Annotated in this window: 23 protein-coding genes and 2 tRNA genes; 18 read left to right on the forward strand and 7 right to left on the reverse strand. The window is 69.6% G+C overall.

All coding sequences use genetic code 11. From position 1 onward, the window contains the following. The first annotated feature begins 60 nt into the window (after positions 1–60). The 10 genes from SS2_RS04790 (at position 61) to SS2_RS04830 (ending at position 9,751) form a co-directional block, all read left to right on the forward strand. On the forward strand, positions 61–1,620 hold the full coding sequence (locus tag SS2_RS04790; protein WP_066461633.1) for an FtsK/SpoIIIE domain-containing protein: 1,560 nt from the start codon (positions 61–63) through the stop codon (positions 1,618–1,620). Positions 1,621–2,253: 633 nt separating this feature from the next. Further along, positions 2,254–2,793: an FHA domain-containing protein gene (locus SS2_RS04795; protein ID WP_066461634.1), complete on the forward strand. Its 540-nt coding sequence runs from the start codon at positions 2,254–2,256 to the stop codon at positions 2,791–2,793. Positions 2,794–2,922: 129 nt separating this feature from the next. Then, entirely contained in the window at positions 2,923–4,362 is a 1,440-nt protein-coding gene (locus SS2_RS04800; RefSeq protein ID WP_083941773.1) for an EndoU domain-containing protein, read from the forward strand. Positions 4,363–4,375: 13 nt separating this feature from the next. Then, positions 4,376–4,786, forward strand: a complete 411-nt coding sequence (locus SS2_RS04805) for a hypothetical protein (protein WP_066461639.1) — start codon at positions 4,376–4,378, stop codon at positions 4,784–4,786. A gap of 77 nt (positions 4,787–4,863) precedes the next feature. Then, positions 4,864–5,109 (forward strand): hypothetical protein, encoded by a 246-nt coding sequence (locus tag SS2_RS17335; RefSeq protein ID WP_157607188.1) that lies wholly within the window; start codon positions 4,864–4,866, stop codon positions 5,107–5,109. A 48-nt stretch (positions 5,110–5,157) separates the two neighbouring features. Next, the gene (locus tag SS2_RS04810) at positions 5,158–5,496 is read left to right on the forward strand and encodes a hypothetical protein (RefSeq protein WP_066461644.1); all 339 of its coding nucleotides are present in this window, start codon (positions 5,158–5,160) and stop codon (positions 5,494–5,496) included. A 133-nt stretch (positions 5,497–5,629) separates the two neighbouring features. After that, a complete protein-coding gene (locus SS2_RS04815) occupies positions 5,630–6,526 on the forward strand; it encodes a methyltransferase domain-containing protein (protein ID WP_083941775.1) in 897 nt (298 codons plus the stop codon). A 65-nt stretch (positions 6,527–6,591) separates the two neighbouring features. Continuing rightward, positions 6,592–7,386, forward strand: a complete 795-nt coding sequence (locus SS2_RS04820) for a fumarylacetoacetate hydrolase family protein (protein ID WP_066461645.1) — start codon at positions 6,592–6,594, stop codon at positions 7,384–7,386. A gap of 80 nt (positions 7,387–7,466) precedes the next feature. Then, positions 7,467–8,996, forward strand: a complete 1,530-nt coding sequence (gene gltX / locus SS2_RS04825; protein ID WP_245643359.1) for a glutamate--tRNA ligase — start codon at positions 7,467–7,469, stop codon at positions 8,994–8,996. Beyond that, on the forward strand, positions 8,993–9,751 hold the full coding sequence (locus SS2_RS04830) for an HAD family hydrolase (protein WP_066461647.1): 759 nt from the start codon (positions 8,993–8,995) through the stop codon (positions 9,749–9,751). The genes gltX and SS2_RS04830 overlap by 4 nt, the downstream gene beginning before the upstream one ends. A 9-nt stretch (positions 9,752–9,760) precedes the next feature. Here the strand turns inward: SS2_RS04830 and SS2_RS04835 are convergent, their stop codons facing one another. Together SS2_RS04835 and SS2_RS04840 are read right to left on the reverse strand one after the other, a co-directional pair. After that, complete coding sequence (locus tag SS2_RS04835; RefSeq protein ID WP_169796257.1) at positions 9,761–10,075, reverse strand: PGPGW domain-containing protein; 315 nt, start codon at positions 10,073–10,075, stop codon at positions 9,761–9,763. 90 nt (positions 10,076–10,165) lie between these two features. Beyond that, positions 10,166–11,101: a LysR family transcriptional regulator gene (locus SS2_RS04840; RefSeq protein ID WP_066461653.1), complete on the reverse strand. Its 936-nt coding sequence runs from the start codon at positions 11,099–11,101 to the stop codon at positions 10,166–10,168. 69 nt (positions 11,102–11,170) lie between these two features. Here SS2_RS04840 and SS2_RS04845 point away from each other — a divergent pair, with 69 nt between their 5' ends. Continuing rightward, the gene (locus tag SS2_RS04845) at positions 11,171–12,307 is read left to right on the forward strand and encodes a YeiH family protein (RefSeq protein WP_066461655.1); all 1,137 of its coding nucleotides are present in this window, start codon (positions 11,171–11,173) and stop codon (positions 12,305–12,307) included. Positions 12,308–12,388: 81 nt separating this feature from the next. Here SS2_RS04845 and SS2_RS04850 read toward each other — a convergent pair whose 3' ends face one another. Together SS2_RS04850 and SS2_RS04855 are read right to left on the reverse strand one after the other, a co-directional pair. Then, positions 12,389–13,042 (reverse strand): hypothetical protein, encoded by a 654-nt coding sequence (locus SS2_RS04850; protein ID WP_066461657.1) that lies wholly within the window; start codon positions 13,040–13,042, stop codon positions 12,389–12,391. Next, positions 13,035–13,961: a class I SAM-dependent methyltransferase gene (locus SS2_RS04855; RefSeq protein ID WP_083941781.1), complete on the reverse strand. Its 927-nt coding sequence runs from the start codon at positions 13,959–13,961 to the stop codon at positions 13,035–13,037. The genes SS2_RS04850 and SS2_RS04855 overlap by 8 nt, the downstream gene beginning before the upstream one ends. Positions 13,962–14,214: 253 nt before the next feature. Between SS2_RS04855 and SS2_RS04860 the strand changes: the two genes are divergently transcribed. Then, positions 14,215–14,286: transfer RNA gene (locus SS2_RS04860), tRNA-Gln, on the forward strand. Positions 14,287–14,393: 107 nt separating this feature from the next. Next, positions 14,394–14,466 (forward strand) — tRNA-Glu (locus tag SS2_RS04865). A gap of 735 nt (positions 14,467–15,201) precedes the next feature. On the opposite strand, the gene SS2_RS04870 is transcribed toward SS2_RS04865, so the two are convergent. After that, the gene (locus tag SS2_RS04870) at positions 15,202–15,921 is read right to left on the reverse strand and encodes an IclR family transcriptional regulator (protein WP_066461661.1); all 720 of its coding nucleotides are present in this window, start codon (positions 15,919–15,921) and stop codon (positions 15,202–15,204) included. 126 nt (positions 15,922–16,047) lie between these two features. On the opposite strand from SS2_RS04870, the gene leuC reads away from it, so the two are divergent. From leuC to SS2_RS04895, 5 genes are all read left to right on the forward strand, one after another. After that, positions 16,048–17,481 (forward strand): 3-isopropylmalate dehydratase large subunit, encoded by a 1,434-nt coding sequence (gene leuC, locus SS2_RS04875; protein ID WP_066461663.1) that lies wholly within the window; start codon positions 16,048–16,050, stop codon positions 17,479–17,481. A gap of 34 nt (positions 17,482–17,515) precedes the next feature. After that, positions 17,516–18,154 carry a 3-isopropylmalate dehydratase small subunit gene (leuD, locus tag SS2_RS04880; protein ID WP_066461665.1) on the forward strand — a complete coding sequence of 213 codons (639 nt, stop codon included), beginning with the start codon at positions 17,516–17,518 and terminating at the stop codon, positions 18,152–18,154. Between the two features lie 146 nt (positions 18,155–18,300). Further along, positions 18,301–19,617, forward strand: coding sequence for a UDP-N-acetylglucosamine 1-carboxyvinyltransferase (gene murA, locus SS2_RS04885; RefSeq protein WP_066461669.1), 1,317 nt, complete (start codon positions 18,301–18,303; stop codon positions 19,615–19,617). A gap of 153 nt (positions 19,618–19,770) precedes the next feature. Beyond that, the gene (locus SS2_RS04890; RefSeq protein ID WP_066461671.1) at positions 19,771–20,670 is read left to right on the forward strand and encodes a lysophospholipid acyltransferase family protein; all 900 of its coding nucleotides are present in this window, start codon (positions 19,771–19,773) and stop codon (positions 20,668–20,670) included. Continuing rightward, positions 20,667–21,674 (forward strand): NAD(P)H-dependent glycerol-3-phosphate dehydrogenase, encoded by a 1,008-nt coding sequence (locus tag SS2_RS04895; protein ID WP_066461673.1) that lies wholly within the window; start codon positions 20,667–20,669, stop codon positions 21,672–21,674. Before SS2_RS04890 ends, SS2_RS04895 begins: the two co-directional genes overlap by 4 nt. 9 nt (positions 21,675–21,683) lie before the next feature. Here SS2_RS04895 and SS2_RS04900 read toward each other — a convergent pair whose 3' ends face one another. Both SS2_RS04900 and SS2_RS04905 read right to left on the reverse strand, forming a co-directional pair. Beyond that, positions 21,684–22,394 carry an AMIN-like domain-containing (lipo)protein gene (locus SS2_RS04900; RefSeq protein WP_157607190.1) on the reverse strand — a complete coding sequence of 237 codons (711 nt, stop codon included), beginning with the start codon at positions 22,392–22,394 and terminating at the stop codon, positions 21,684–21,686. A 129-nt stretch (positions 22,395–22,523) separates the two neighbouring features. After that, the gene (locus tag SS2_RS04905) at positions 22,524–23,699 is read right to left on the reverse strand and encodes a trans-sulfuration enzyme family protein (protein ID WP_066461680.1); all 1,176 of its coding nucleotides are present in this window, start codon (positions 23,697–23,699) and stop codon (positions 22,524–22,526) included. Positions 23,700–23,741 lie beyond the last annotated feature (42 nt).

The raw sequence follows: 23,741 nt of genomic DNA on the forward strand, positions 1-23,741 counted from the left end.
TGGCTGCCGGCGCTGGACAGCGACGTCAGCCTGGCTGATCTCCACGAGCGGTTCGCGGACATGGTGGACCCGCACCGCCCCGAGATCTGGTTCGGTGTCCAAGACCTGCCCAAGGAGCAGAAGCAGCGCCCGCTCGCCCTCGCCCCCGACGACTGCGGCCACCTGTACGTCGTGGGGGCTGCGCGGACGGGGAAGACGTCGACGCTGCGGAGCATCGCGGTGGCGGCCGCGCAGGCGTTCTCGACCGCTGACGTGCACATCTACGGCATCGACTGCGGCAACGGTGGGCTGCTGCCTCTGCAAGCTCTGCCGCACGTCGGGTCCGTCGTGCAGCGTCACCAGGTCGACCAGGTGAGCCGGCTGCTGGCGAAGGTGCGAGGCGAGCTGGGCCGCAGGCAAGAGCTCCTGGCCGCAGGCGGGTACTCGAACCTGTCCGAGCTGCGAGCGGGCGCTACCGGAGAAGCGCGGCCCTCCCAGATCTTCGTGCTGCTCGACTCCTGGGACGGGTTCCTCAACGCCCTCGAGGAGGCGGAGGGCGGCAAGCTCGTCGAGACGGTCCAGTACCTGCTGCGTGAAGGCGCGAGCGCGGGCATCCACATGGTGCTCTCCGGCGACCGTCAGCTCATCACCGGACGGATGTCGATGCTGTCGGAGAGCAAGCTCGCCTTCCGGCTGATCGAGCGCTCCGACTACACGTCCATCGGCCTCAACCCGAGGTCCATGCCCGACGAGATCGGCGACGGACGAGCGTTCTCCGCTGACGGCGGGATCGAGACGCAGATCGCGCTCGTGGCCACGGGACTGAGCAGCCAAGAGCAGGCCGCCCACATCCGCGACCTCGGAGCCGCGCTCACTCGGCGCGACGCGGCAGTCGCGCGACCGAACCGGCCGATGCGTATCGAAGAGATGCCGGTCCAGCTCACCTACGAGCAGGCTGCGGCCAAGTACCAGGTCCTCGAACTGACCCCCGGGGACATCTTCCTCGGCCTCGGCGGGGACGACATCGAGCCGCTGAGAGTCAACCTGCTCACCGGGGCGCCGACCCTCGTCATCGCGGGACCGCCGAAGTCCGGACGGAGCACCGCACTGGCCGCCGTCGCGTTCTCCGCGATGGGCAACGGCTACGACCTCGTCGTGGCGGCACCGCGGATGAGCCCGCTGCGCCAGCTCGCCGGCCACTCCCAGGTGCGCGCCCTGCTCACCGACGCTGACGAGCTGACGCAGGAGAGGCTCTCGCCGCTGCTGACCGGGGTGAGCCGCCCCACGCTCTTCCTGGCCGACGACGCAGACCTGCTGCGCAGCATCGAGGCCGACCTCTGGTTGCGCGGCCTCATCCCGCACGCGGCAGGGTCGCAGGTGGGCTTCGTCGTCGCCGGGGACACCGAGTCCATCGGCAAGGGCTTCTCCGGCTGGTTGGTCGAGATGCGCAAGAACCGCCAGGGCGTGCTGTTCCGACCGCAGTCGATGACCGATGGCGACGTCGTGGGAGCACGCCTCAAACGATCCGACGTCGGCGTCGACCTGCCCGTAGGCCGGGGCCACTTCCAGTCCGGAGACGGCGTGCTGTCCGTCATCCAGATCCCGCACGTCCACGACCTGAGCGAGAGAGTCCCCCGATGAGCGCAACCACAGACCTCCCGGAGACGAAGACCATCTTCGAGCTCACGATCCCCTCGTTCTGGAGCGAGCTGGACGTGCGACCGGCGACCCGCGACCGTGCGATCCGCACGGTGCTGGAAGAACGGCTCGCGCAGGTGCCTCAGCTGCACCCCAGACGCTCGGAGATCGTCCGGTACTACCGCGACCTCGTCCGCGACGCCTGGGACAACGGGGCCAGGTACTGCGCCTCGTTCGTCGCACCTGCCGGGGACGGCTTCCTCATGGGGGCGCTCACCGTCAACATCCTGCCGTCCGCGCCGCCGCTGGCTGGCGGGTCTGCGCTCGACGCCGTCGTCGAGCAGGTCCAGGAGGTCCAAGGTGCCCAGGGCGCGGGGTTGTGGCGGTCGGTGACAACTGAGACGCTCCCCGGAGCCGGCCCCGCCGTGCGGGTCTTCGGTGTGCAGAGCGTCCAGATCGACAAGCACGGCACCCAGGCCGTCGTGGTCTTCATGCACACCTACGTCCCCCTGGACAACGCGGTCCTGCTAGTCGCCTGCGCCTCGCCGGCGGTCGATGTCGCCGACTCGATCCTGGAGCTCTTCGCCTCGGTCTCGAACTCGCTGGGTCCTCACCAAGGACGAGGACGCCTGAGCCATGGGCCCTCGCAAGACACCGGACGAGACCGTGACCAAGCGCGCGAAGAAGCGCGGACGGCGCAAGCAGGCGCCCGACGCCGCCGCGCCTGTAGCGGAGCTGGCCCGGGTCTACCGGACGCCCCCACCATTGCCGGTCCGCAGGGAGGTGGAGCCTGCCCAGGCGCCGGACACGTGGCCAGCTCAGTCCCACCCCTCGGCAGCGCTCGTGACCGTCCGGTACTCGCTCTTGTTCACCGACGGACAACAGGTGCAGGTGAGCGGGGACGGCGTCGTGGGACGCAACCCCAGGCGAGACGGGGCGTATGTGCACGTCATCAAGGTGAGCGACACCCACCGGATGCTCTCGCGCGAGCACTTCGAGTTCGGGTTGACCGCCGACCACCAGTTCTGGGCCGCAGACCTGGGCTCGACCAACGGCACCTTCGCGCTGACCGGGCAGGATCAACAGCTGCTCGCTCCCCATCAACGCACCGCGATCGCCGCTGGGTCGACCATCCTGTTCGGGGACAGTGCGGCGACTGTCGTGGGCAGGGCGTGAGCGCGGTGGTAACAGCCTGGCCGCAGTCCGCGGCAGTCGGTCAGGTCGAAGGTGAGGAATTGACCTATTCGATGGAGCCATCTACTTTCCGCATAATCGTGCCGTAAACGTCAAGGGGGAGTTAAAGGTATGGGCAGGCCTTCGGATTGGTATGTCGTTGACCTGGGTGGTGATCCGACGCCGGGTGAGGCGTGGGGTGTGCGGTCGTTGGCGCGGGAGTATGGGGAGATCGCGGCCTCGGCGCGCAGTGCGTCGACGGTGTTGACGCGGGTGCAGTCGTCGGGGTCGTCGGCGGTGTGGGTGGGTGAGGCTGCGGAGGTGTTCCGGGAGAAGCTGGAGGACTTCCCGGAGAACATCGCCAAGTGTGCTGCGTCGTTCGAGATGGTGCGGGACGCAATGTCCTCGTGGGCGTCCAGTGTGGAGTCGTGGCAGAGCCAAGCTGATACGAATCTGAACAAGGCGCGGCTGGCACGGGCCGATATCGAGGCCGCGCAGGCGGTGTTGGAAGCAGCGCAGACCGCCGCGGCGAGCGTGCAGGGGGACCTGGACCGGGCGCTACGCACGGTCAACCAGTACCAGTACGTCGAGCCGCCGGCGAGTATCAAGGTGCCTTCGGCGTCTCAGATCAGTCAGCTGCGGTACCGGGCGACGGGGGCGTCGAGCTCGACGACGAGCGCGTCGGGGACCGTCCAAGAAGCCCAAGACCGGTTCGACGCGGCGAAGGCGTTGGTGCTGGCCGCCGCGGAGGAGTTCACCGCGGCGGCCAAGACGGTCGTGGGCACGATCGAGGCAGCGAAGGACGCCGGGGTGGAGGCGGACTCCTGGTGGGAGAAGATCTACCACTCCGACGCCTGGCAGGTCATGGTCACCATCGTCACCGTCGTGGTCATCGTCGCGGCCATCGCGGCGTTCTTCGTCACCGGACCTCTGGCGTTGATCATTTCCGCGGTGGCCATCGTGGGGAACGTCATCCTCAACGCGCAAGACATCATGTCTTTCGCCGCCGGGGACATGCTTGCAGCAGAGTTCTTTACCTTGTTGGCGATGGCTTTCGTTCCCGGCGGCCGCGCAATGAAATCGCTCGGCGACGCTGCCGACGAAGCTGCCGCAGCCGCACGCAGGCCAACTCTCTCCCCTCGAACTCGGGAGAAAGTCCTCTGGGGGGAGCGTAAACTTGACGCCACCGGCAAGCCGAGAGACGGAATGGTTGGAGGGCATTCACCTCGGATACTCAATCACCCCGACTACGAGGTAAAAATGGGCGCTCTTAACGCAGATGGAACGCAGGCGGTGAGGTATCGTGTGCGCTTCTCGGACGGGATGACCACTAGGTTCAAACCCACCATTCTCTTTCCGAAGTCGTGGACCGATGATAAAATGGTTCATTCAATCAAGGAGGTCGCTGCCATGCCTCCCTGGGGTGTGCGTAAACATGATCAGGCAATGAACTATGTCGGAACGATAGATGGTGTGCGGATTCAAGTGATCGCCTTAGACGGGTCAATCACAGCGGGCTACCCCCTAGGCGTAGGCGCTCCGCCTTCCGATTTCATCCAGATTGCTTACTGAAGGAGAAGGTGCCGTGGCGTTCAAGCAATTCGACGAGTTTATCTCGATTGAAAGAGGTATCAACGACTGGAGCGACGACGCGGTCCTTATCGCGGAATCCATCATGTCGGACTTCGTGGACTGCGATTGGAAAGCTCTGATCGAGGTTTTGGGGCGGCGCGACGCAGCATGGCGAAAGAATCTGGCAGATTGCCTAGCCAGTGCCGAGCGGGACGAGTCCCTGGCCTGTCTCTACCTCCTCTTGGACACTGATGATCCAGGTGTCTTCTTTGCCGCCGCCGAGTCTATCCAACGATTCGATGCACTAGATCCGCAGCGGATCGATATCGAAGCCTTGAAGAAAAGGTATGCCAGTTTTCGGTCGGCGGGTTCTGCGGACGAGGCGGATGTCGTGATTTTCTCCGAGTTGCTGGACAAACTCTGAGTAGTCGGATCCTGACGATCGCACCGAAGGCTACAGAGAGGTCCCAGGTGACGAACCGCCCAGGTCACAGTGAGGGGATGAGCATGGCGGACACTGCTCTTGGTCGGTTGGTCTTTCGGAATGAGATGGTTGTCGTCTACGAGGTTCGTGAGAATCCCGAGGCTGACCTGGAGTCAACTTTCGTCGTGCCGGTTGACAATGTGGAGAACTGGCACGTGTTCGCCGGCGACCTCGGAGCGCGGCGGGCGAACGCCATATTTTCCAAGGCTCGACGCGCATCGAGGCAGGGCGATTGGCCCACAACGGTCGCTTTCCATTCCTGAGGGTGCGGGCGCCCAGGCCGGTCGTTGGCGACGCATGTGCTGGGGGCTATGGAGGCCGTGGACGGCGAGAATGAGGTGGATATGGAGTTTTCAAGTTCGCAAGAGGCCCTCCGGCGTGCCAGTGAGATCTGCGGGGTTCCACCAGCGCTTCTGCGGGTATACGAGATGACCGAGATCGGCGCCTACAGGGTTTATCAGCCGACTCGGGGAGGTGTGAGGGTGATCATCGGCCGTGACGGTTCGTTGATGTTCGCGGCCTCGGCGTTGAGTACCGATCAGGCGACGGAACTCTACAAGGCGGGTAGGCGGACCACGGTTCAGGAGTTCGACGACCTTCGGGAGCTCAACCGCAAGAGGTATGCGGACGCCGAAAACCGCGACGGCTGAAGACCTCGCCCGTCGTTGCGGCGGCGAGGCTGGCCCGTGGATCTGAGCCGGTCGCCCGGCTCCGTCCCACCGCCGTGCCCACGATCTGAGCACGGGGTCTCATTTTTGTCACGATCCGCCTACGGTCATACCTATGAACCCGACCACCCCGGAGCGCACCGCCGCATCGATCGACTCTCAGCGCGAGGCGCCCACAGGCGCCCACGGCAGCGAGCAGTCCCGCGAGTCCGAGTCCTACACCCACGGCCACCACGAGTCCGTCCTGCGCTCGCACAAGTCGCGCACCGCGGCGAACTCCGCAGCGCACCTGGTCCCGTTGCTGCGTGAGGGGATGTCCATCCTCGACGTCGGCTGCGGCCCGGGCACGGTCACCGTCGACCTGGCCCGCCTCGTCGGCCCCGGCAGGGTCGTCGGCGTGGACGCCGCGGCCGCGGTCCTCGACTCCGCGCGCGAGCTGGCTGCGTCGTCGGGCGTGGAGAACGTGACCTTCGAGTACGCCAACGCCTACAAGCTGCCCTTCGAGGACGACAGCTTCGACGTGGTGCACGCCCACCAGCTGCTCCAGCACCTGTCTGACCCGATCGCGGCGATCGCCGAGATGCGCCGCGTGGCCAAGCCGGGCGGCATCGTCGCGGCCCGCGACGCCGACTACGGCGCCATGACGTGGTACCCAGAGTCCGCCGGGCTGACTGAGTGGAACGCGCTCTACCACGAGGTCACCGCCGCCTACGGCTACCAGGCCGACGCGGGCCGGCGTCTGCTCAGCTGGTTCCAGGAGGCGGGCTTCGCCCCCGACACCCTCACCGCATCCGCCGGCGTCTGGTGCTACGCCTCACCTGAGTCGCGTGCTTGGTGGGGCGGGCTGTGGGCCGAGCGCTGCATCGCCTCCAACTTCGCCGTCCAGGCCAAGGAGTCCAACCTCGCCGACGACGTCGCCCTCGAAGACCTCGCCCACGAGTGGCGCCACTGGGCCGAGCAGCCCGACGGCTGGTTCTCGGTGCTCAACGGAGAGATCCTCGCCCGGGCGTGAGCCACGCGACGGCTCACCACCGGTCGACGATGCGCCCGGGAGCAGGCCTCACGTAGGCTTGCCCCGTGCGTATCGCTAGATTCACCACCGGTAATGACCCGCGTTTCGGCTTTGTGCAGACCGAGAACGGCAAGGACTTCCTCGCCGTGCTCAGCGGAGACCCGCTGTACATGCCCGTCAAGCCCACGGGCGAACGCATCGAGATCGGCGACGGCGTGCGCCTGCTCGCCCCCGTCATCCCGCGGTCCAAGATCATCGGGGTGGGCCGCAACTACGCCGACCACGCCGCGGAGATGGGCAACGACGTGCCCGCCAACCCGTTGCTGTTCTTCAAGCCGAACACGTCGGTGATCGGCCCGGACGACCCCATCGTGCTGCCCGACTTCACCAGCGAGGTCAGCTACGAGTCTGAGCTCGCCGTCGTCATCGGCAAGGTCACCAAGAACGTCACCCCCGAGAGCGCGCTCAAGCACGTCCTCGGCTACACCGTCGCCAACGACGTGACCGCCCGCGACGCCCAGCGCACCGACGGGCAATGGGCCCGAGCCAAGGGCTTCGACACCTCGTGCCCGATCGGTCCGTGGATCGTCACCGACCTCGAGACCGACGAGCTGCGCGTCACCTCCCGCGTCAACGGTGAAGATCGCCAGGACGGCAACACCCGGGACATGGTCTTCGACGTGGCCTTCCTGGTCTCCTACATCTCGGAGGCGTTCACGCTGCTGCCCGGGGACATCATCCTCACCGGCACGCCGGCCGGCGTCGGGCCCATCGTGGCCGGTGACCGGGTCGAGTGCGAGGTCGAAGGCATCGGGGTGCTGAGCAACCCCGTGGTGCGCCGTAGCTACGACGAGGACTGACCCGGACGGGATGGGTAGTCTTAGGGGGGCCCTCACCGGCCCCCCTTCGTCGTTCCTCGAGCCGAAACCCAGGTGTGTTCGTGTCTGCAGAGACCACCCCCGCTGTGCCCAGCTCCACCCCCGCGACCGGCAGCGACATCCGTGTCCGCTTCTGCCCGTCCCCGACCGGGACGCCGCACGTCGGGCTCATCCGCACGGCGCTGTTCAACTGGGCCTACGCCCGCCACACCGGTGGGACCTTCGTGTTCCGCATCGAGGACACCGACGCCGAGCGTGACTCCGAGGAGAGCTACCAGCAGATCATCACGGCGCTGCGCTGGCTGGGCCTGGACTGGGACGAGGGCATCGAGGTCGGTGGGCCGCACGAGCCGTACCGCCAGTCCCAGCGCGCCGACATCTACCAGGACGTCATCGCCAAGCTCGTCGAGGGCGGCTACGCCTACGAGTCCTTCACCACGCCGGAGGAGACCGAGGCGCGCAACGTCGCAGCCGGACGCCCCAAGGTCATGGGCTACGACGGCTACGACCGCGACCTCACCGACGCCCAGAAGGCGGCCTTCCGCGCCGAGGGGCGCGAGCCGGTGCTGCGTCTGCGCATGCCCGACGAGGACGTCACCTTCACCGACCTGGTGCGCGGGGACGTGACCTTCAAGGCCGGCACGGTGCCGGACTACGTCATCGTCCGCGCCAACGGCCAGCCGCTGTACACCCTGGTCAACCCGGTCGACGACGCGCTCATGGAGATCACCCACGTGCTGCGCGGAGAGGACCTGCTCTCCTCGACCCCCCGCCAGGTCGTCTTGTACAAGGCCTTGCTCGAGCTCGGCGTCGCAAAGGTCATGCCGGCCTTCGGTCACCTGCCCTACGTCATGGGCGAGGGCAACAAGAAGCTGTCCAAGCGCGACCCCGAGTCGAACCTCTTCCTGCACAAGGAGCGCGGGTTCATCCCCGAAGGGCTGCTCAACTACCTCGCGCTGCTCGGCTGGTCGATCGCACCCGACAACGACATCTTCTCCCTCGAGGAGATGGTCGCCGCCTTCGACATCACCGACGTGCTTGCCAATCCCGCTCGCTTCGACCTGAAGAAGGCCGAGGCGATCAACGCCACCCACCTGCGCATGCTGGACCCCGAGGACTTCCGGGGCCGCCTCGTGCCCTACCTGCACGCCGCAGGCCTGGTCCCGGCCGACTCCTTCGCCGACCTCGACGCCCCGCGTCAGCGGCTCATCGCCGCAGGCGCCCCGCTCGTGCAGGAGCGCATGACGCTGCTCGGGGAGGCCCCGGGAATGCTGGGCTTCCTCTTCGTTGCCGACGACGCCGTCGTGATCGAGGACGAGGCTCGAGCCGCGCTGCGCGAGGAGGCTGCCACGGTGCTCGACCACGCGATCGAGACGCTGGCCGCCCTCGAGGACTTCAGCCCCGCCGCCCAGCAGGACGCGCTCAAGGCGGTGCTCGTGGAGGAGCTCGGCATCAAGCCGAAGTTCGCCTTCGCGCCGCTGCGCGTGGCGATCACCGGTCGCCGCGTGTCTCCGCCGCTCTTCGAGTCGATGGAGATCCTGGGCAAGGACGCGACCCTGACCCGTCTGAAGACGCTCCGGGCCAGCCTGTGACCGCAGTGGACTTCGCGGGCCTCGGGCCCGTCGACGGGGTGCTCTTCGACATCGACGACACCTTGGTGAACACGAGGTCGGCCTTCGGGGCGGCGATGACCGCCGTCGCCGAGGTCTACCTGACCGACCTCCCGCGCGAGCGCTACGACGAGGTGCTCGCCGTGTGGCGCTCCGACTCTGACGGCAACTACCGCCGGTACACCCGGGGTGAGCTGACGCTGCGCGAGCAGCGGCTGATCCGGGCGAACCAGCTGCAGTCCGAGTTCGGCGGCGGGGCCCTCGCGGACTCCGACTTCGAGGCGTGGGACGCCGTCTTCGAGGCAGGCTTCCAGCAGGGCTGGGCCGCGCACGACGACGCCGTAGCCGCAGTCGCCGCCGTCCGCGAGCGTGGCCTGGCTGTGGGCGCGCTGTCCAACGCGGCCTTCGACTACCAGGAGCTCAAGCTCGCTCGCACCGGTCTGGGGCACGTCCCCATGCTCGTGGGGCTGGACACCCTGGGCGTCGGGAAGCCCGACCCGCGCGTCTTCCTGGAGGCGTGCACCCGGCTGGGCACGGACCCGGCGCGCACCTTGTACGTGGGGGACGAGCTGGACCTGGACGCCCGGGCGGCCATCGCCGCCGGGCTCTACGGTGCCTGGATCGACCGGCCAGGCACCCGGCGCGGGGGAGTGCACCAGGAGGACCCCGCCGCGGCCGCCGCGGACGGCGTCGTCGTCATCTCGGCGCTGGACGAGCTGGCAGCGTTGCTCGGCTGAGGGGGCTGCCTAGGTGGGCTCGGTGCTGCCCGGGGCTCGACGCGGGATCCGCCCACGCACCGCGATCCACAGGCGCGTCGCCACCGAGCGCATGCGCCCGAGGAGCGTGGCCGCCCACGTGAACTCCGCGGCGAGGACAGTCACCCCAGCGAAGATGGCGAGCCATCCGGGGCCGGGGAGCACGAGCATCGCGATGCCAGCCAGGACGAGTGTTGACCCGACGATGGCGACGGCGATCCACCGGATGGGCTTGGGCAGCGAGCTGAGCGCGGTCCTGATGCGTGCGGGCAGCCCGTTCTCCGGCTCGTGGGGGGTGGTGTTCACCCCCTGATCGTGCCAGGCCGGCCCGGCAACGACCAGCGACATCGCCGAATCGCTGCACGTCATGACCAGAACCACCACGACCTGCGGATCTCAGGCTGGCCGCGTGGCCGTCACCAGCGCGGCGATCTCGCGGACCGGGGCGCTCAGCTCGGCGCCGTCCTTCCACACCAGGCGCAACCGCCGGTCCAGGGCCAGCCCAGGGACCTCGATCCTCACCAGCGACCCGCGCGCCAGGTCGTCGGCGACCGCGAGCTCGGAGAGCACCGTCACGGTGTCGGAGTACTGCACGGCGGTCTTGAGCGCGGCCGTCGACCCCAGGTGAGGCAGGTGGTCGGGCAGGTGGACGCCGGCTGCCGCAAGACCGTGCTCGAGGATGTCCCGCGTGCCTGACCCTTCTTCACGGATCACCAGCCGCGCCGCGACGAGCTCGGCGAGCGAGGCGCGCGGCGTGCGTCGTCGGGCCCACGGGTGCTGAGGACCGACGATGACGACGAGGGTGTCGCGCATGATGGTGCGGCTGCGCAGGCCGCGCCGGACCGAGGCTCCCTCGACGAAGCCGAGGTCGGCGTCGTCGGCCAGGACGAGGTCCATGACGTCGTGGGAGTTGCGCACGATGAGCTCGACGTCGGGACGCCGGGAGGTCTCCGCGCCGATCTGGGTGAGCCAGCGCGGCACGAGGTGCTCGGCGATGGTCATCGACGCTGCGAGGCGCACCCGCGGGGTCGGTGCCTCCCGGAGGGCGGCGACGCCCTGCTGGAAGCGGTCTGAGGCGTCCAGGACGGTCTGCGCCCAGGTGGCCACGGCACGTCCGGCGTCCGTCAGGGTCGTCCCGCGCGACGTCCGGGCCACGAGCTCGAGGCCCAGATCGCGTTCAAGACGGCGCATCGTGGCTGAGGCGCTCGGCTGGGAGATGCCCAGGGCGCGCGCCGCGGCGCTGATCGAGCCGTGCGCGTCGCTCGCCACGAGCACCTCCAGCGCGGCGAGGGAGGCGCGCTGCGGTCGTCCCACTGTCTGATCCTGGCCCATAGCCTGAGCCTATATCAGGCGAAGGAACTGAGGGTTCTGCGAGGTCCCACGGTGCGCCAGGCTGGAGCCATGAACGTCGCACCTCGGATCAACGCCCTCACACCCGGGCTCACACCCGCCCTCGGACCCGGGCTCGCGCTCGCCCTCGTGGCGACCGCGGTGAGCTCGGTGACGTCCTGGGCGCTCGGAGAGGTCTCCGGCGCTGTGATCTCACCGCTCGTGGTGGCCCTCGTCCTCGGCGCCGTTCTCGGCTCGCTGCGGCGCACTCCCGCCACCGCCTCGGACGGGCTCGCCTGGACCACGAAGCACGTGCTGCGCGCCGGTGTGGTGCTGCTCGGTCTCAAGCTCTCCCTCGGCCAGGTGGCCGAGCTCGGATGGCGCGGCGTCGCGGTCATCGCTGCCACCGTCGCCTGCACGTTCCTCGGGACCCTCGTCGTCGGCAAGATCATGGGCGTGGCTCGGCTGACCCGGTTGTACGTGGCCACCGGATTCTCGATCTGCGGGGCTGTGGCCATCGCAGCGATGGCCGGGACGGTCCAGCCCCGCCAGCGCGTCTCAGCGGCACCCAGTGATGCAGGAGGGGCCTTGGGCAGCGGCGCTGCGGGCGCAGACGGCGCCGGCGTCGCCCTGGTGGACGAGCACGAGTCCGCCGACGCGCTCGGTACCTCCCTCGCCCTCGTGACCATCTACGGGTCTCTCGCCATCTTCGTGCTCCCTTGGCTGGTCTCTCTCCTGGGGCTCGACGACGCCCAGGCCGGCCTGTGGATCGGTGCCAGCGTGCAGGAGGTGGGCCAGGTCGTCGCCGCCGCCGGCGTGGTCTCGACCACGGCGTTGGCCGCCGCCACTGTCGCCAAGCTCGCTCGCGTCGTGCTGCTCGCGCCGCTGACCGCAGGGGTGGCCCTCGGGCGCCAGGCCGGCGACGGTGCCCAGCCTGGCGACCGTGCCAAGGTCGCCCCGATCCCGCTCTTCGTGGTGGGCTTCCTCGCCGCCGTCCTGGTGCGCTCGACCGGGGTGCTCCCGACCGGCCTGCTCACCGTCGCCGAGACCGCGAGCAACCTCATGCTCACCGCCGCGATGTTCGCCCTCGGCACCGGCGTCGACCTCCGCCGGCTGGTCACCACCGGCGGACGGCCGCTCGCCCTCGGCGCGATCGCGACGATGATCGCCGTCGGGGTCAGCCTCGCCGGAGTGCTGCTGCTCGGCTGAGCGGGCGCTCGGCTGCGCGGGGGCCCGGCTGCTGAGCAGATGGTGGCCGGAGGGCGCTGGGCGGCCCGGGGGTGACCTTCCTCACCGGACGGTGGAGTCCCACCGCCACCGCGTCTGCCGGGCGCGGCCCGGCAGCGCTATGCGACCCGTGCACCACAGCAGCGCCGCTGCCGGCCGGGCGCCCGGGGGATGAGCGAAGAGCCGGGTCACTGCCCGCAGGGCGGGACCTTCCGGGATCGGCAGGTCCCCTGCGGGGGTGACGTCCACGCCGAGCCCGCGTGCGACGTCGAACCCGTGCGCGAGCAGCTCGATCACGCCCATGGCGCCGAAGCCGGGGCCGTCCGAGAGGCCGTGCGGGTGGAAGGCGCGGGCCTCCGGGCGCGCGCACGCCACCTGGGTGGCGAGCAGCTCGGCGGAGGCCAGCAGAGTGTCGGTGAGCCCCCCCACGCCGCTGGACCGGTCCACCCGGGCCACGTCGTCGCCGCCGTCGGCAGCGACCAGAGGGAGGTAGTCGTGCTGAGGCTGGCCGGCCAGCTGGAGCGCGTAGGCGAGCATGTCGTCGACGACGTGCTCACCGGTGCGCCAGCAGGTCCACGTCACGTCGCCGGCCGGAGCGTCCAGGTCACCGCCCTCGCCGGCGCGCAGCACCTGGGCGAACCAGTGCGCGCTGGTGCGCACGTCGTCGGCCGTGACGGGGCCGGGCGCGGGCTGGTCGCCCACGAGGAGGTCAGCCATGGTTGTCCCCTGGTGTGTGAGAGGCCGGCAGCCGGTCGGCGCGCCAGCACTGGGCATCGTAGGGCAGCTCGATGACATCCCTGCCGCGCAGGTCAGGGTGCGTGCTCGTGAGGTGGTCGACGGCGTCGAGCAGCTCCTCGCGGCTCGCCTCGTCGAGGGTGAGGAGGTAGCTGCGGGAGGCGGCCAGGGCGCGCAGGTCCGCGGGCGTCATGGTGGCGTGCCAGCGGAACGTCGTGTGCTCCAGCGGCCCGAAGCGCGCACCGGTCGCCGCGAGGCTGCCGGGGGCAGCCTCGGACGTCCCCAGGTCAGGTGGCTGATAGCTCGGGGCGAGGGTGTCTCCGCGGTGGATGATCTCGGTGAACTCGCGCACCCAGTCCGTCGTGTTGTCCCGCACGTTCCACACCACGCCCAGCCGCCCGCCCGGGCGCAGCACCCGGGCGATCTCGGCGGCTGCCGGGTCCGGTGAGAACCAGTGCCACGCCTGCCCGACGACGACCGCGTCCACGCTGGCGTCCGGCAGCGGGATCGACTCGGCGGTCCCTGCCACGGCGGTGGCCCGGGGGAGCGTCCGCTCGAGCTCGGCGCGCATGGCCGGCGACGGCTCGACCGCTGTCACCTGCAGGCCGCGCTCGAGCAGGCTCCGGGTGAGCTTCCCGGTGCCGGCGGCGAGATCGAGCACATGGGTGGTGGGCCCGGCGTCGGCGGGGAGCAGCCAGGCGACGGCCTCGGGCGGGTACTCGGGGCGGACCTGGGCGTAGACCTGCGCGCCGAGCTCGAAGGACTTCGCACGGTCGTCACGCGAGGCTGGGTCTGCGGCGGGGCGGACGGGTGCCACTGGGTCTTCGCTGGCGCGGACGGGCGCGGTTGGGGAGCCGGGCCCGGCCGGTTCCGGGGTCTCGCCTGCGAGGTTCGAGGTCATGGTCTGACCGTGCCACGCCGACGGGCTGCGGTCTACCGGATTGTGGCGCCTGGTGGGGGCGGGCGGGGGGCGGCTGGCGGGTGGGTGTCCGTCGGAGCGAGGCGTCCGGTGGGAGGGGCGGCTGGTGGGGGTGCAGCGGTGCGAGGCAGGGCCGGTTTGGTGGATCGGCCGAGCGTCCGGTAATGTTTCCGTTCGGTGCGGCACACGGAAACGCCCTGCGAGAGCGGGACGATTCGGTGGAAGTCAGCATCATTGGGGTATGGTGTAATTGGCAACACATCGGTTTCTGGTACCGACATTCTAGGTTCGAGTCCTGGTACCCCAGCGCAGAATTTCTACGCTTTTCACGGTGTCACAACCGCGAATAACATGATGTAGAGTTCTCAATCGGAAGTTGATCACCGGCTGCAAAGCAGGAGATCACGTCCATAGGCCCCCATCGTCTAGCGGCCTAGGACGCCGCCCTCTCACGGCGGTAACACGGGTTCAAATCCCGTTGGGGGTACAACGCAAGGCCCGACCGGTTCGCCGGTCGGGCCTTTCTTGTGTCCCCACCGGACCCGCCGCCACAGGTCCCCGCCCCCGGCCGCCCCGAGTGCCACACATCACACTCCCGCCACCCCTCGCCCCCTCCCTCCCGCCCCCTGCCCCCGCCCAACTCGTGACCCGCTCGCCGAACTCGTGAGCCATCCGCCGAACTCGTGAGCCAGGGCAGTTCTCGGGGCCGTGAGCCGGGCTGACTCACGAGTTCGCGAGGTGGCTCACGAGGTGGAGGGCTCGGTGATGAGCTTGCGGGGATCAGCCCGGCGCGCCCAACCTGCATCCAGCCCCGAATCGCGCCGTGGCGACCCGTGAGCTGGTGGGTCGCCCGCCGAACTCGTGAATCACCTGCCGAACTCGTGAGCCAGGGGCGTTTCAGGGGCTGTTGGCGGGCCTGGCTCACGAGTTCGCGGGGTGGTTCACGAGTTCGTGGGGAGAGGTGGGCGTGGGGTGGTTCACGAGTTCGCGGGGTGGTTCACGAGTTCGTGGGGAGAGGTGGGCGTGGGGCGTCGGGCGCGGGGGAGTGGTGGCGGCGGAGACTGCGGCGGGGAAGTCTCCTGGGGGCATCCATGGGGTGCTCCCAGGGGGAATGGCGACGGGGCGTGCTGGGGACCGGGGCGGGGTGTCCCGCCTGGGGTCTTCAGCACGCCCCGTGGGGTGGCGCGGTGGGTTCGGCCTCGAGGGCCGGGCCGGTGGTGGACTATTCGCCGGAGCGGCGCAGCACTTCGGTCAGGCGGTTCGCGGCGGCGACGACGGAACCGGCGTGCAGACGGCCGGGCTGGCGGCTCAGACGCTCGACGGGACCGGAGATGGACACTGCGGCCACGATGCGTCCAGACGGCCCGCGTACGGGCGCGGAGACGGAGGCGACCCCCACCTCGCGCTCGGACACCGACTGCGCCCACCCGCGGCGTCGGACGCCGGAGAGGATGGTCGCGGTGAACTTCGCACCCTGCAAGCCGCGGTGCAGGCGGTCGGGCTCTTCCCAGGCGAGGAGGATCTGGGCTGCCGAGCCGGCGTGCATGGTCAGGGTCGCCCCGACGGGGATCGAGTCGCGCAGACCCACCGGGCGCTCGGCCGCCGCGACGCAGATGCGCTGGTCGCCCTGGCGGCGGTAGAGCTGGGCGCTCTCGCCGGTGTGGTCTCGCAATGCGGTCAGCACCGGGTTCGCCGCGGCGAGCAGACGGTCCTCGCCAGCCGCGGTGGCGAGCTCGTTGAGCCGCGGTCCGAGGACGAACCGACCTTGCATGTCTCGGGTGACGAGACGGTGGTGCTCCAGTGCGACAGCCAGTCGATGGGCCGTTGGGCGGGCCAGCTGGGTGGCCGCGACGAGCTGTGCGAGGGTGGCCGGTCCTGCCTCAAGAGCACCCAAAACGGATGCTGCCTTGTCGAGCACTCCGACTCCGCTAGAATTGTCCATAGGTCGATATTGCAGTCTCGAAGGCTGAGACGCAAGTGGACTCTCCGGAAAGCCCCCCAAAAACCGCACATGTCATCCTCACAGGCCACTGACGGTCGCGGGTGACGGTGTACGAGAGGAACAGTGATGGCCGGCACGCTGGCAGAGAAGGTCTGGGATGCGCACCTGGTGCGCCGAGGTAGTGATGGTGCACCTGACCTTCTCTACATCGACCTCCACCTCGTCCACGAGGTCACCAGTCCGCAGGCGTTCGAGGGGCTGCGGCTCGCCGGGCGCCAGGTCCGTCGTCCCGATCTGACGATCGCGACCGAGGACCACAACACCCCGACGCTCAACATCGACCTGCCGATCGCGGATCTCACGAGCCGCACGCAGATCGACACGCTGCGCAACAACGCCAAGGAGTTCGGCGTCCGCCTGCACTCCCTCGGTGACGCTGACCAGGGCATCGTGCACGTCGTCGGCCCGCAGCTCGGCCTGACCATGCCCGGTCTGACCGTCGTGTGCGGCGACTCCCACACCTCCACCCACGGCGCCTTCGGCGCGCTGGCCTTCGGCATCGGCACCTCTGAGGTGGAGCACGTGCTCGCCACCCAGACGCTGCCGCTCGCGCCGTTCAAGACGATGGCGATCACCGTCAACGGCGCCCTCCCCGAGGGCAGCACGGCCAAGGACATCATCCTGGCCGTCATCGCCAAGATCGGCACCGGCGGCGGCCAGGGCTACGTCCTGGAGTACCGCGGCGAGGCCATCCGGGCGCTGTCGATGGAAGGTCGCATGACCATCTGCAACATGTCCATCGAGGCTGGCGCCCGCGCCGGCATGATCGCCCCGGACGAGACGACCTTCGAGTACCTCAAGGGCCGTCCGCACGCCCCCGAGGGCGCCGACTGGGACGCCGCCGTGGAGTACTGGAAGACGCTCAAGACCGACGACGACGCCGTCTTCGACACCGAGGTCGTCCTCGAGGCGAGCGACCTGGAGCCCTTCGTCACCTGGGGCACCAACCCCGGCCAGGGCCTGCCGCTGTCCGCCAACGTCCCGATCCCCTCCGAGATCGCCGACGAGAACGACCGTGTCACCGCCGAGCGTGCCATCGAGTACATGGGCCTCAACCCGGGCACCCCGCTGCGCGACATCGCGATCGACACGGTCTTCATCGGCTCGTGCACCAACGGGCGCATCGAGGACCTGCGCGCCGTCGCCGAGATCATCGAGGGCAAGAAGAAGGCCGACACGCTCCGCGTGCTGGTCGTCCCCGGCTCCGCCCGGGTGCGCCTGCAGGCTGAGGCCGAGGGCCTGGACAAGGTGTTCCTCGACTTCGGTGCCGAGTGGCGCAACGCCGGCTGCTCGATGTGTCTGGGCATGAACCCCGACCAGCTCGCACCGGGGGAGCGCAGCGCCTCCACGTCGAACCGCAACTTCGAAGGACGCCAGGGCAAGGGTGGCCGTACCCACCTCGTCTCACCGCTCGTGGCTGCCGCAACCGCGATCCGCGGAACCCTGTCCTCGCCGTCCGACCTGGCCAAGGACGCAGCAGCCGCCCTCGCGTCGGTCTGACCGCGCCCCGAACACAGAAGTTTCTGGAGTCATCATGGAGAAGTTCACCACGCACACCGGAGTGGGCGTCCCGCTGCGTCGCAGCAACGTCGACACCGACCAGATCATCCCCGCCGTCTACCTCAAGCGCGTCACCCGGACGGGCTTCGAGGACGCGCTGTTCGCCGCCTGGCGCAGCGACGAGTCCTTCGTCCTGAACCAGCCGGCGTACTCCTCGGGCACCGTCCTGGTGGCCGGCCCGGACTTCGGTACCGGGTCCTCCCGCGAGCACGCCGTGTGGGCGCTCAAGGACTACGGCTTCAAGGTGGTGCTCTCCACGCGCTTCGCCGACATCTTCCGCGGCAACTCCGGCAAGCAGGGCCTGCTCGCCGGTCAGGTCGCCCAGGAGGACATCGAGATGCTGTGGAAGGTCCTGGAGACCAAGCCCGGCACCGAGGTGACGGTCAGCCTCATCGACCGCACCGCTACCGCCGACGACGTCGTCGTGCCCTTCCAGGTCGACGACTACACCCGCTGGCGCCTCATGGAAGGTCTCGACGACATCGGTCTGACCCTCCAGCACGAAGAGGAGATCACCGAGTTCGAGGCGACGCGGGCTGCCTGGCGGCCCAAGACCCTCCCCGCCAAGCACCTCCCGCCGGTCGAGATCGTGGCTGCCCGCCCCGTCTCCTGACCGCGCTGCTGACAGCGTCACCTGCACTCACACCGCGAGGCCACCGAGGAATAGGTGGCCTCGCGGTTGCGTTCGACGGGTGAAGACCCGGTGTACGCCTGCGCTCCGAGTAGGACGCAGCCCGATCGATAGGCGACGATAGCGTCATGACAGATCTGCTCTACGTCAACGGCGGAAACCCGTTGAACGGAACCATCACCGTGCGTGGTGCCAAGAACTTCGTCTCGAAGGCCATGGTTGCCTCGTTGCTCGGTGACGGACCCAGCGAACTGCGCAACGTCCCCGAGATCCGCGACGTCAACGTCGTCTCCGGGCTCCTCGAGCTGCACGGCGTCTCCGTCGACTACGACGCGCCGGCCGGGGTGCTCAAGCTCGACCCGAGCAACGTCGAGTCCGCCCACGTGGCCGACATCGACGCTCACGCCGGGTCGAGCCGGATCCCCATCCTCTTCTGCGGACCTCTGCTGCACCGCCTGGGCGAGGCGTTCATCCCTGACCTCGGGGGCTGCCGCATCGGCGACCGCCCCATCAACTTCCACCTCGACATCCTGCGTCAGTTCGGCGCCGTGGTCGACAAGCGCGAGCAGGGCATCCACCTGACCGCCCCGAACGGCCTGCACGGCACGAAGATCGAGCTTCCCTACCCGAGCGTGGGCGCCACCGAGCAGCTGCTGCTCACCGCAGTGCGCGCCGAAGGCATCACCGAGCTGTCCAACGCGGCCATCGAGCCCGAGATCATGGACCTCATCAACGTCCTGCAGAAGATGGGCGCGATCATCTCGGTCGACACCGACCGGGTGATCCGGATCGAGGGTGTCTCGCGCCTGTCCGGCTACCGTCACACCGCACTCGGCGACCGGATCGAGGCCTCGTCCTGGGCCTCGGCCGCGCTGGCCACCCAGGGCGACATCTTCGTCAAGGGCGCCACCCAGCCCGAGATGATCGCCTTCCTCAACACCTTCCGCAAGGTCGGTGGCGAGTTCGAGGTGGAGGACGACGGCATCCGCTTCTTCCACCCCGGTGGCGAGCTGAAGTCGATCGTCCTGGAGACTGACGTCCACCCCGGTTTCATGACCGACTGGCAGCAGCCGCTCGTCGTCGCGCTCACCCAGGCCAAGGGCCTGTCGATCGTGCACGAGACGGTCTACGAGAACCGCTTCGGCTTCACCGACGCGCTCGTGGGCATGGGAGCGAACATCCAGGTCTACAAGGAGTGCCTGGGTGGGCGTCCGTGCCGCTTCGGCCAGCGCAACTTCTACCACTCCGCCGTGATCTCCGGCCCGACGCCGCTCGCGGCCGCCGAGATCGAGGTCCCGGACCTGCGCGGGGGCTTCAGCCACCTCATCGCAGCCCTGGCAGCCAAGGGAACCTCCACGGTCCGTGGGATCCAGCTCATCGACCGTGGCTACGAGCGCTTCACCGAGAAGCTCGAGGCGCTCGGCGCCGAGTTCTCCCGCGACTAGCTTCTCCCGCGACCAGCTCGTCGCCTCGCCCAGTCTCAGCAGGTCCCGGTTCCGCCTCGGAGCCGGGACCTGCTGCGTCCTGGCCTGACCGGCGCGGTCCCCTCCGCGACGGACCCGCGACCCGCCCTGGCCCCGGGGCGGTAATCTTGCCCGGTGACAGTTGAGACAAGCGCGTCCGGCCGCAAGAGCACCGACCTCACCTACCGCGTCGTCGCGGCCATCGTGAAGCCGTTCCTGTACGCAGTGTGCAAGCGGGACTGGCAGGGCGCTGAGCACCTGCCGACCACCGGTGGCTACATCGCCGCAGCCAACCACATGACGAACTTCGACCCACTGACCTTTGCGCACTTCCTCTACGACTCCTCCCGGCCGCCGCGGATCCTCGCCAAGGCCTCGCTGTGGAAGGTCCCCGTGCTGCGGACCGTGCTCAACAAGACCGGCATGATCCCCGTGCACCGCAACTCCTCCGGCGCAGCGTCCTCCTTGGCCGACGCTGTCGCCCAGCTGCAGGGCGGGGAGGTCGTCGCGGTGTTCCCCGAGGGCACACTGACCCGGGACCCGGACCTGTGGCCCATGGTCGGCAAGACCGGCGCGGCTCGCCTCGCCCTGAGCAGCGGCGTGCCGGTGATCCCTGTCGCCCAGTGGGGACCGCAGGACATCCTGCCGCAGTACTCCAAGCGGCTGCACCCCTTCCCCCGCAAGAAGGTCTCCATCCACGCCGGGCCCGCAGTCGACCTCGATGACCTGCGAGGACGCCCCATGGACGCCGCGGTGCTCAAAGAGGCCACCGAGCGCATCATGACGGCGATCACCACCCTGCTGGAGGAGATCCGCGGGGAGTCCGCACCGGCGGTGCGCTACGACATGCGCCGGGCAGCCAAGGCTGCTGGCGTGGCCGTCCCGCCAGCCGAGCTGGACCCGACGCCGGCCCCCGCTGCGGACCCGACGCCGGACCAGGTTCCGGACCAGACTCCAGACCAGGTTCCGGACCAGACTCCAGACCAGTCTCCCGACCCGACGCCAGGTCCCGGCGACGACGGAGGCGCCCGATGATCGCCGCAGTCCTCGGCGCCGGAGCCTGGGGCACGACCTTCGCCCAGGTCCTCGCGGACGCCGGCTGCAGCGTGCGGCTGTGGGGCCGCAGCGCCGAGACCGCCGAGCAGATCAACCGCGAGCACGTCAACGGTCGTTACCTGCCCGGGGTCGTGCTCCCTGAGACGATCACCGCCACCACCGACGCCGCCCAGGCGCTGGCCGGCGCGGACGTCGTCGTCATCGCCATCCCGTCGCAGAGCGCACGCGCCACCCTCGAACCGCTGCGCGGCCTGCTCGCGCCCGGCTCGGTGGCCGTCTCGCTCATGAAGGGCATCGAGCTGAGCACGGACCAGCGGATGAGCCAGGTCGTCGCCGAGGCGCTGGACATCGACCCCCGACGCGTCGCGGTGGTCTCCGGCCCCAACCTCGCCGGGGAGATCGCCCAGCGCCAGCCGACCGCGACCGTCGTGTCCTCGACCGACCCGGACACGGCCGCCCTCGTGGTCCAGGCCTGCTCCTCGGGCTACTTCCGGGCCTACACCAACCCCGACGTCGTCGGCGTCGAGCTCTGCGGGGCGGTGAAGAACGTCATCGCCCTCGCTGTCGGCATGGCCCAGGGACGTGGGTTCGGGTACAACACGACCGCGACGGTCATCACCCGCGGGCTGACCGAGATCACCCGGCTCGGCCTCGCGCTGGGCGCCGACCGTGAGACCTTCCCCGGCCTGGCGGGCATGGGGGACCTCATGGCGACCTGCGCCTCTCCGTCCTCGCGCAACCACACCCTCGGCCGTCACCTCGGGCAGGGCATGACCCTGGACGACGCCATCGTGGCCACGGGAGGCACCGCGGAGGGTGTGAAGTCCTGCCGGTCGGTCCTCGAGCTGGCCCGGTCGATCGGGGTGGAGATGCCGATCACCGAGGCCGTCGTGGGCGTGCTGCACGCCGGTCTGCCGGTCGAGGAGATGGCCCGCGGGCTCCTTGCCCGTCCCCAGCGGTCCGAGGGCGCCGACCACCGCTGACGCGGGCCCTCAGGGCTGGGGGTGCTCGACGTCGACGACCACTCGGACCGGGTCGTCCAGCAGGAACACCCGGTAGGGGAGGTCATGGCCGCTGACGCCGATGAAGGAGCCCGTGGTGCCCTCGAAGGCGCTCCAGCCCTGGACCTCGGTGACCGCGGTCGTCTGGTCCCCGCGCACCGTCGTGGGGTGGCTGAAGGGCACCGCGCCCGTCTGGGAGGGATAGCCGCTGCCGGAGATGGACACCCAGAGCGTGGACCTGCCCTCGAGCTCGATGATCATGCCGCTGCCGTCCTGGACCGCCTGGGAGACGTAACCGACCGTCCACCCCGGGAGCCCGCTCCCGGCCAGCTCGTACACCACCCGGTCGAAGCCCTCGTGGCGGGCCACCCGGACGTCGGTGACCGTCAGCACCGCCCCCAAGGACGGCGCGGCGACGGCCGGCTCGAGGACCTCCGGGAACGGCGGCGGGTCGGTGACCAGATCGAGCGTGAGCTCCCCGGAGGTCAGCGACGCAACGACCTCCGCCGGTGGCACCGGCGTCGTGGAGACGTAGGGGGCGGAAGAGGTGGGGGTGCCGGGGTTGACCGGCGTGGAACAGCCTCCGGCGGCCAGGGCCGTCCCGGCGCACACGAGCGCCACGAGGGCGCGGAGCGTGGCCGGGCGAGAACGCCCAAGCTGCGATGCCGGGCCCCGGGCGGGGCGCGTCCTGCGACCGTCCATGATGTCCCTCCGCCTGTGCGGTCCGCGGGCCGGTCGACCCGGGCAAAAAGGTCCTTCTCCCAGCCTAAGCGGGCAAACCGTCGCAGGGGTCAAGAAGACGTCACAGATCGGCTGCGATCCGGACACGGCTCACCCGCGGCTGAGCGCCTGGTCCAGGTCGGCCCACAGGTCCTCGACGTCCTCGATGCCCACGCTCAGCCGCAGCAGGTCCTCGGGCACGGTGGGGGACTCGGTCGCGAAGCGGCGTCGACGCTCGAGGGTCGACTCGACGCCGCCCAGGCTCGTGGCCGGGGTCCACAGCGCGAGCGCCGCCACGACGGCGTCGGCCGCGGCTGCGCCTCCGCGCGGGCGCAGGCCGATGATCGCCCCATAGCCGTCCATGGTGCGGCTGGCGACCTCGTGGCCGGGATCCTCGGGCAGGCTCGGGTGGCGCACCTGCTCGACGCCGGGGTGAGCGGCGAGGCGGCGAGCGAGCTCGGCAGCGCTGGCCTGAGCCCGCTCGACGCGCAGCGCCAGGGTGCGCAGCCCGCGCAGCGCCAGCCACACCTCCCACGGTCCCGCGATCGCCCCGTGCAGGGTGCGGTAGGCCAAGATGGTGGCGTTCAGGTGGGCTGAGCTGGTCACCGTGATGCCCAGCACCACGTCGGAGTGCCCGGCCAGGTACTTCGTCGCCGAGTGCACGACGATGTCAGCGCCCATCTCCAGGGGGCGCTGGACCAGCGGCGTGGCGAAGGTGTTGTCCACCGCCACGAGGGCACCGGCCCGGTGCGCGGCGTCGATGAGCACCGGAAGGTCGGCCACCTCGAGCATGGGGTTGGTCGGCGACTCGATCCATACGAGGTCCGCCCCGCGCATCGCGGCGACCGCGGCCTCGGTCTCGGCGACGTCGACGCGCACCACGGTGACCCGGTGACGTAGCGCCATGTCGTCGACGAAGCCCAGGGTCACCTGGTAGGCGTGCCTGGGCACGACGATCTTGCCGCCGTCGGGCACCATGGCCAGCACGGACGCGATGGCTGCCATCCCCGAGGAGAAGACCACCCCCGGCTCGGAGGCGCCCTCCAGCGCGGCCACGGCCTCTTCGAAGGGTCCCCAGGTCTCGGTGTCCATCCGGGTGTAGAGCTTCTCGCCGAGGGCCGGCACACCGGCCGAGACGTACGTCGAGGACAGCACCACGGGTGGGTTGACCGGGCTGCCCTGGACCCGCGGCGGGCGACCCGCCGTGACAGCCAGGGTGGCGCGGGTGAGGTCCGCCGGGTGGGCGTGGGGTGTGGGAACAGCGGGGATGCGTGGCGCGTCGGTCATGGAAAAGAGGGTATGCCTTCGTCTCCGGTAAAGTCTCACGCG

The organism is Sanguibacter suarezii NBRC 16159, assembly GCF_001552735.1.
In the GTDB taxonomy this organism is placed as follows: Bacteria; Actinomycetota; Actinomycetes; order Actinomycetales; family Cellulomonadaceae; genus Sanguibacter; species Sanguibacter suarezii.

Excerpts from the sequence above, each read along its gene's own strand:
- SS2_RS04795 (WP_066461634.1), top strand. The coding sequence starts at position 2,254 with ATGGGCCCTCGCAAGACACCGGACGAGACCGTGACCAAGCGCGCGAAG.
- SS2_RS04810 (WP_066461644.1), top strand. The coding sequence starts at position 5,158 with ATGGAGGCCGTGGACGGCGAGAATGAGGTGGATATGGAGTTTTCAAGT.
- SS2_RS04895 (WP_066461673.1), top strand. The coding sequence starts at position 20,667 with ATGATCGCCGCAGTCCTCGGCGCCGGAGCCTGGGGCACGACCTTCGCC.
- SS2_RS04790 (WP_066461633.1), top strand. The coding sequence starts at position 61 with ATGGTGGACCCGCACCGCCCCGAGATCTGGTTCGGTGTCCAAGACCTG.
- SS2_RS04840 (WP_066461653.1), bottom strand. The coding sequence starts at position 11,101 with ATGGGCCAGGATCAGACAGTGGGACGACCGCAGCGCGCCTCCCTCGCC.
- SS2_RS04900 (WP_157607190.1), bottom strand. The coding sequence starts at position 22,394 with ATGGACGGTCGCAGGACGCGCCCCGCCCGGGGCCCGGCATCGCAGCTT.
- SS2_RS04815 (WP_083941775.1), top strand. The coding sequence starts at position 5,630 with ATGAACCCGACCACCCCGGAGCGCACCGCCGCATCGATCGACTCTCAG.
- SS2_RS04870 (WP_066461661.1), bottom strand. The coding sequence starts at position 15,921 with ATGGACAATTCTAGCGGAGTCGGAGTGCTCGACAAGGCAGCATCCGTT.
- SS2_RS17335 (WP_157607188.1), top strand. The coding sequence starts at position 4,864 with ATGAGCATGGCGGACACTGCTCTTGGTCGGTTGGTCTTTCGGAATGAG.
- leuC (WP_066461663.1), top strand. The coding sequence starts at position 16,048 with ATGGCCGGCACGCTGGCAGAGAAGGTCTGGGATGCGCACCTGGTGCGC.
- leuD (WP_066461665.1), top strand. The coding sequence starts at position 17,516 with ATGGAGAAGTTCACCACGCACACCGGAGTGGGCGTCCCGCTGCGTCGC.
- murA (WP_066461669.1), top strand. The coding sequence starts at position 18,301 with ATGACAGATCTGCTCTACGTCAACGGCGGAAACCCGTTGAACGGAACC.
- SS2_RS04800 (WP_083941773.1), top strand. The coding sequence starts at position 2,923 with ATGGGCAGGCCTTCGGATTGGTATGTCGTTGACCTGGGTGGTGATCCG.
- SS2_RS04850 (WP_066461657.1), bottom strand. The coding sequence starts at position 13,042 with ATGGCTGACCTCCTCGTGGGCGACCAGCCCGCGCCCGGCCCCGTCACG.
- SS2_RS04855 (WP_083941781.1), bottom strand. The coding sequence starts at position 13,961 with ATGACCTCGAACCTCGCAGGCGAGACCCCGGAACCGGCCGGGCCCGGC.
- SS2_RS04905 (WP_066461680.1), bottom strand. The coding sequence starts at position 23,699 with ATGACCGACGCGCCACGCATCCCCGCTGTTCCCACACCCCACGCCCAC.
- SS2_RS04845 (WP_066461655.1), top strand. The coding sequence starts at position 11,171 with ATGAACGTCGCACCTCGGATCAACGCCCTCACACCCGGGCTCACACCC.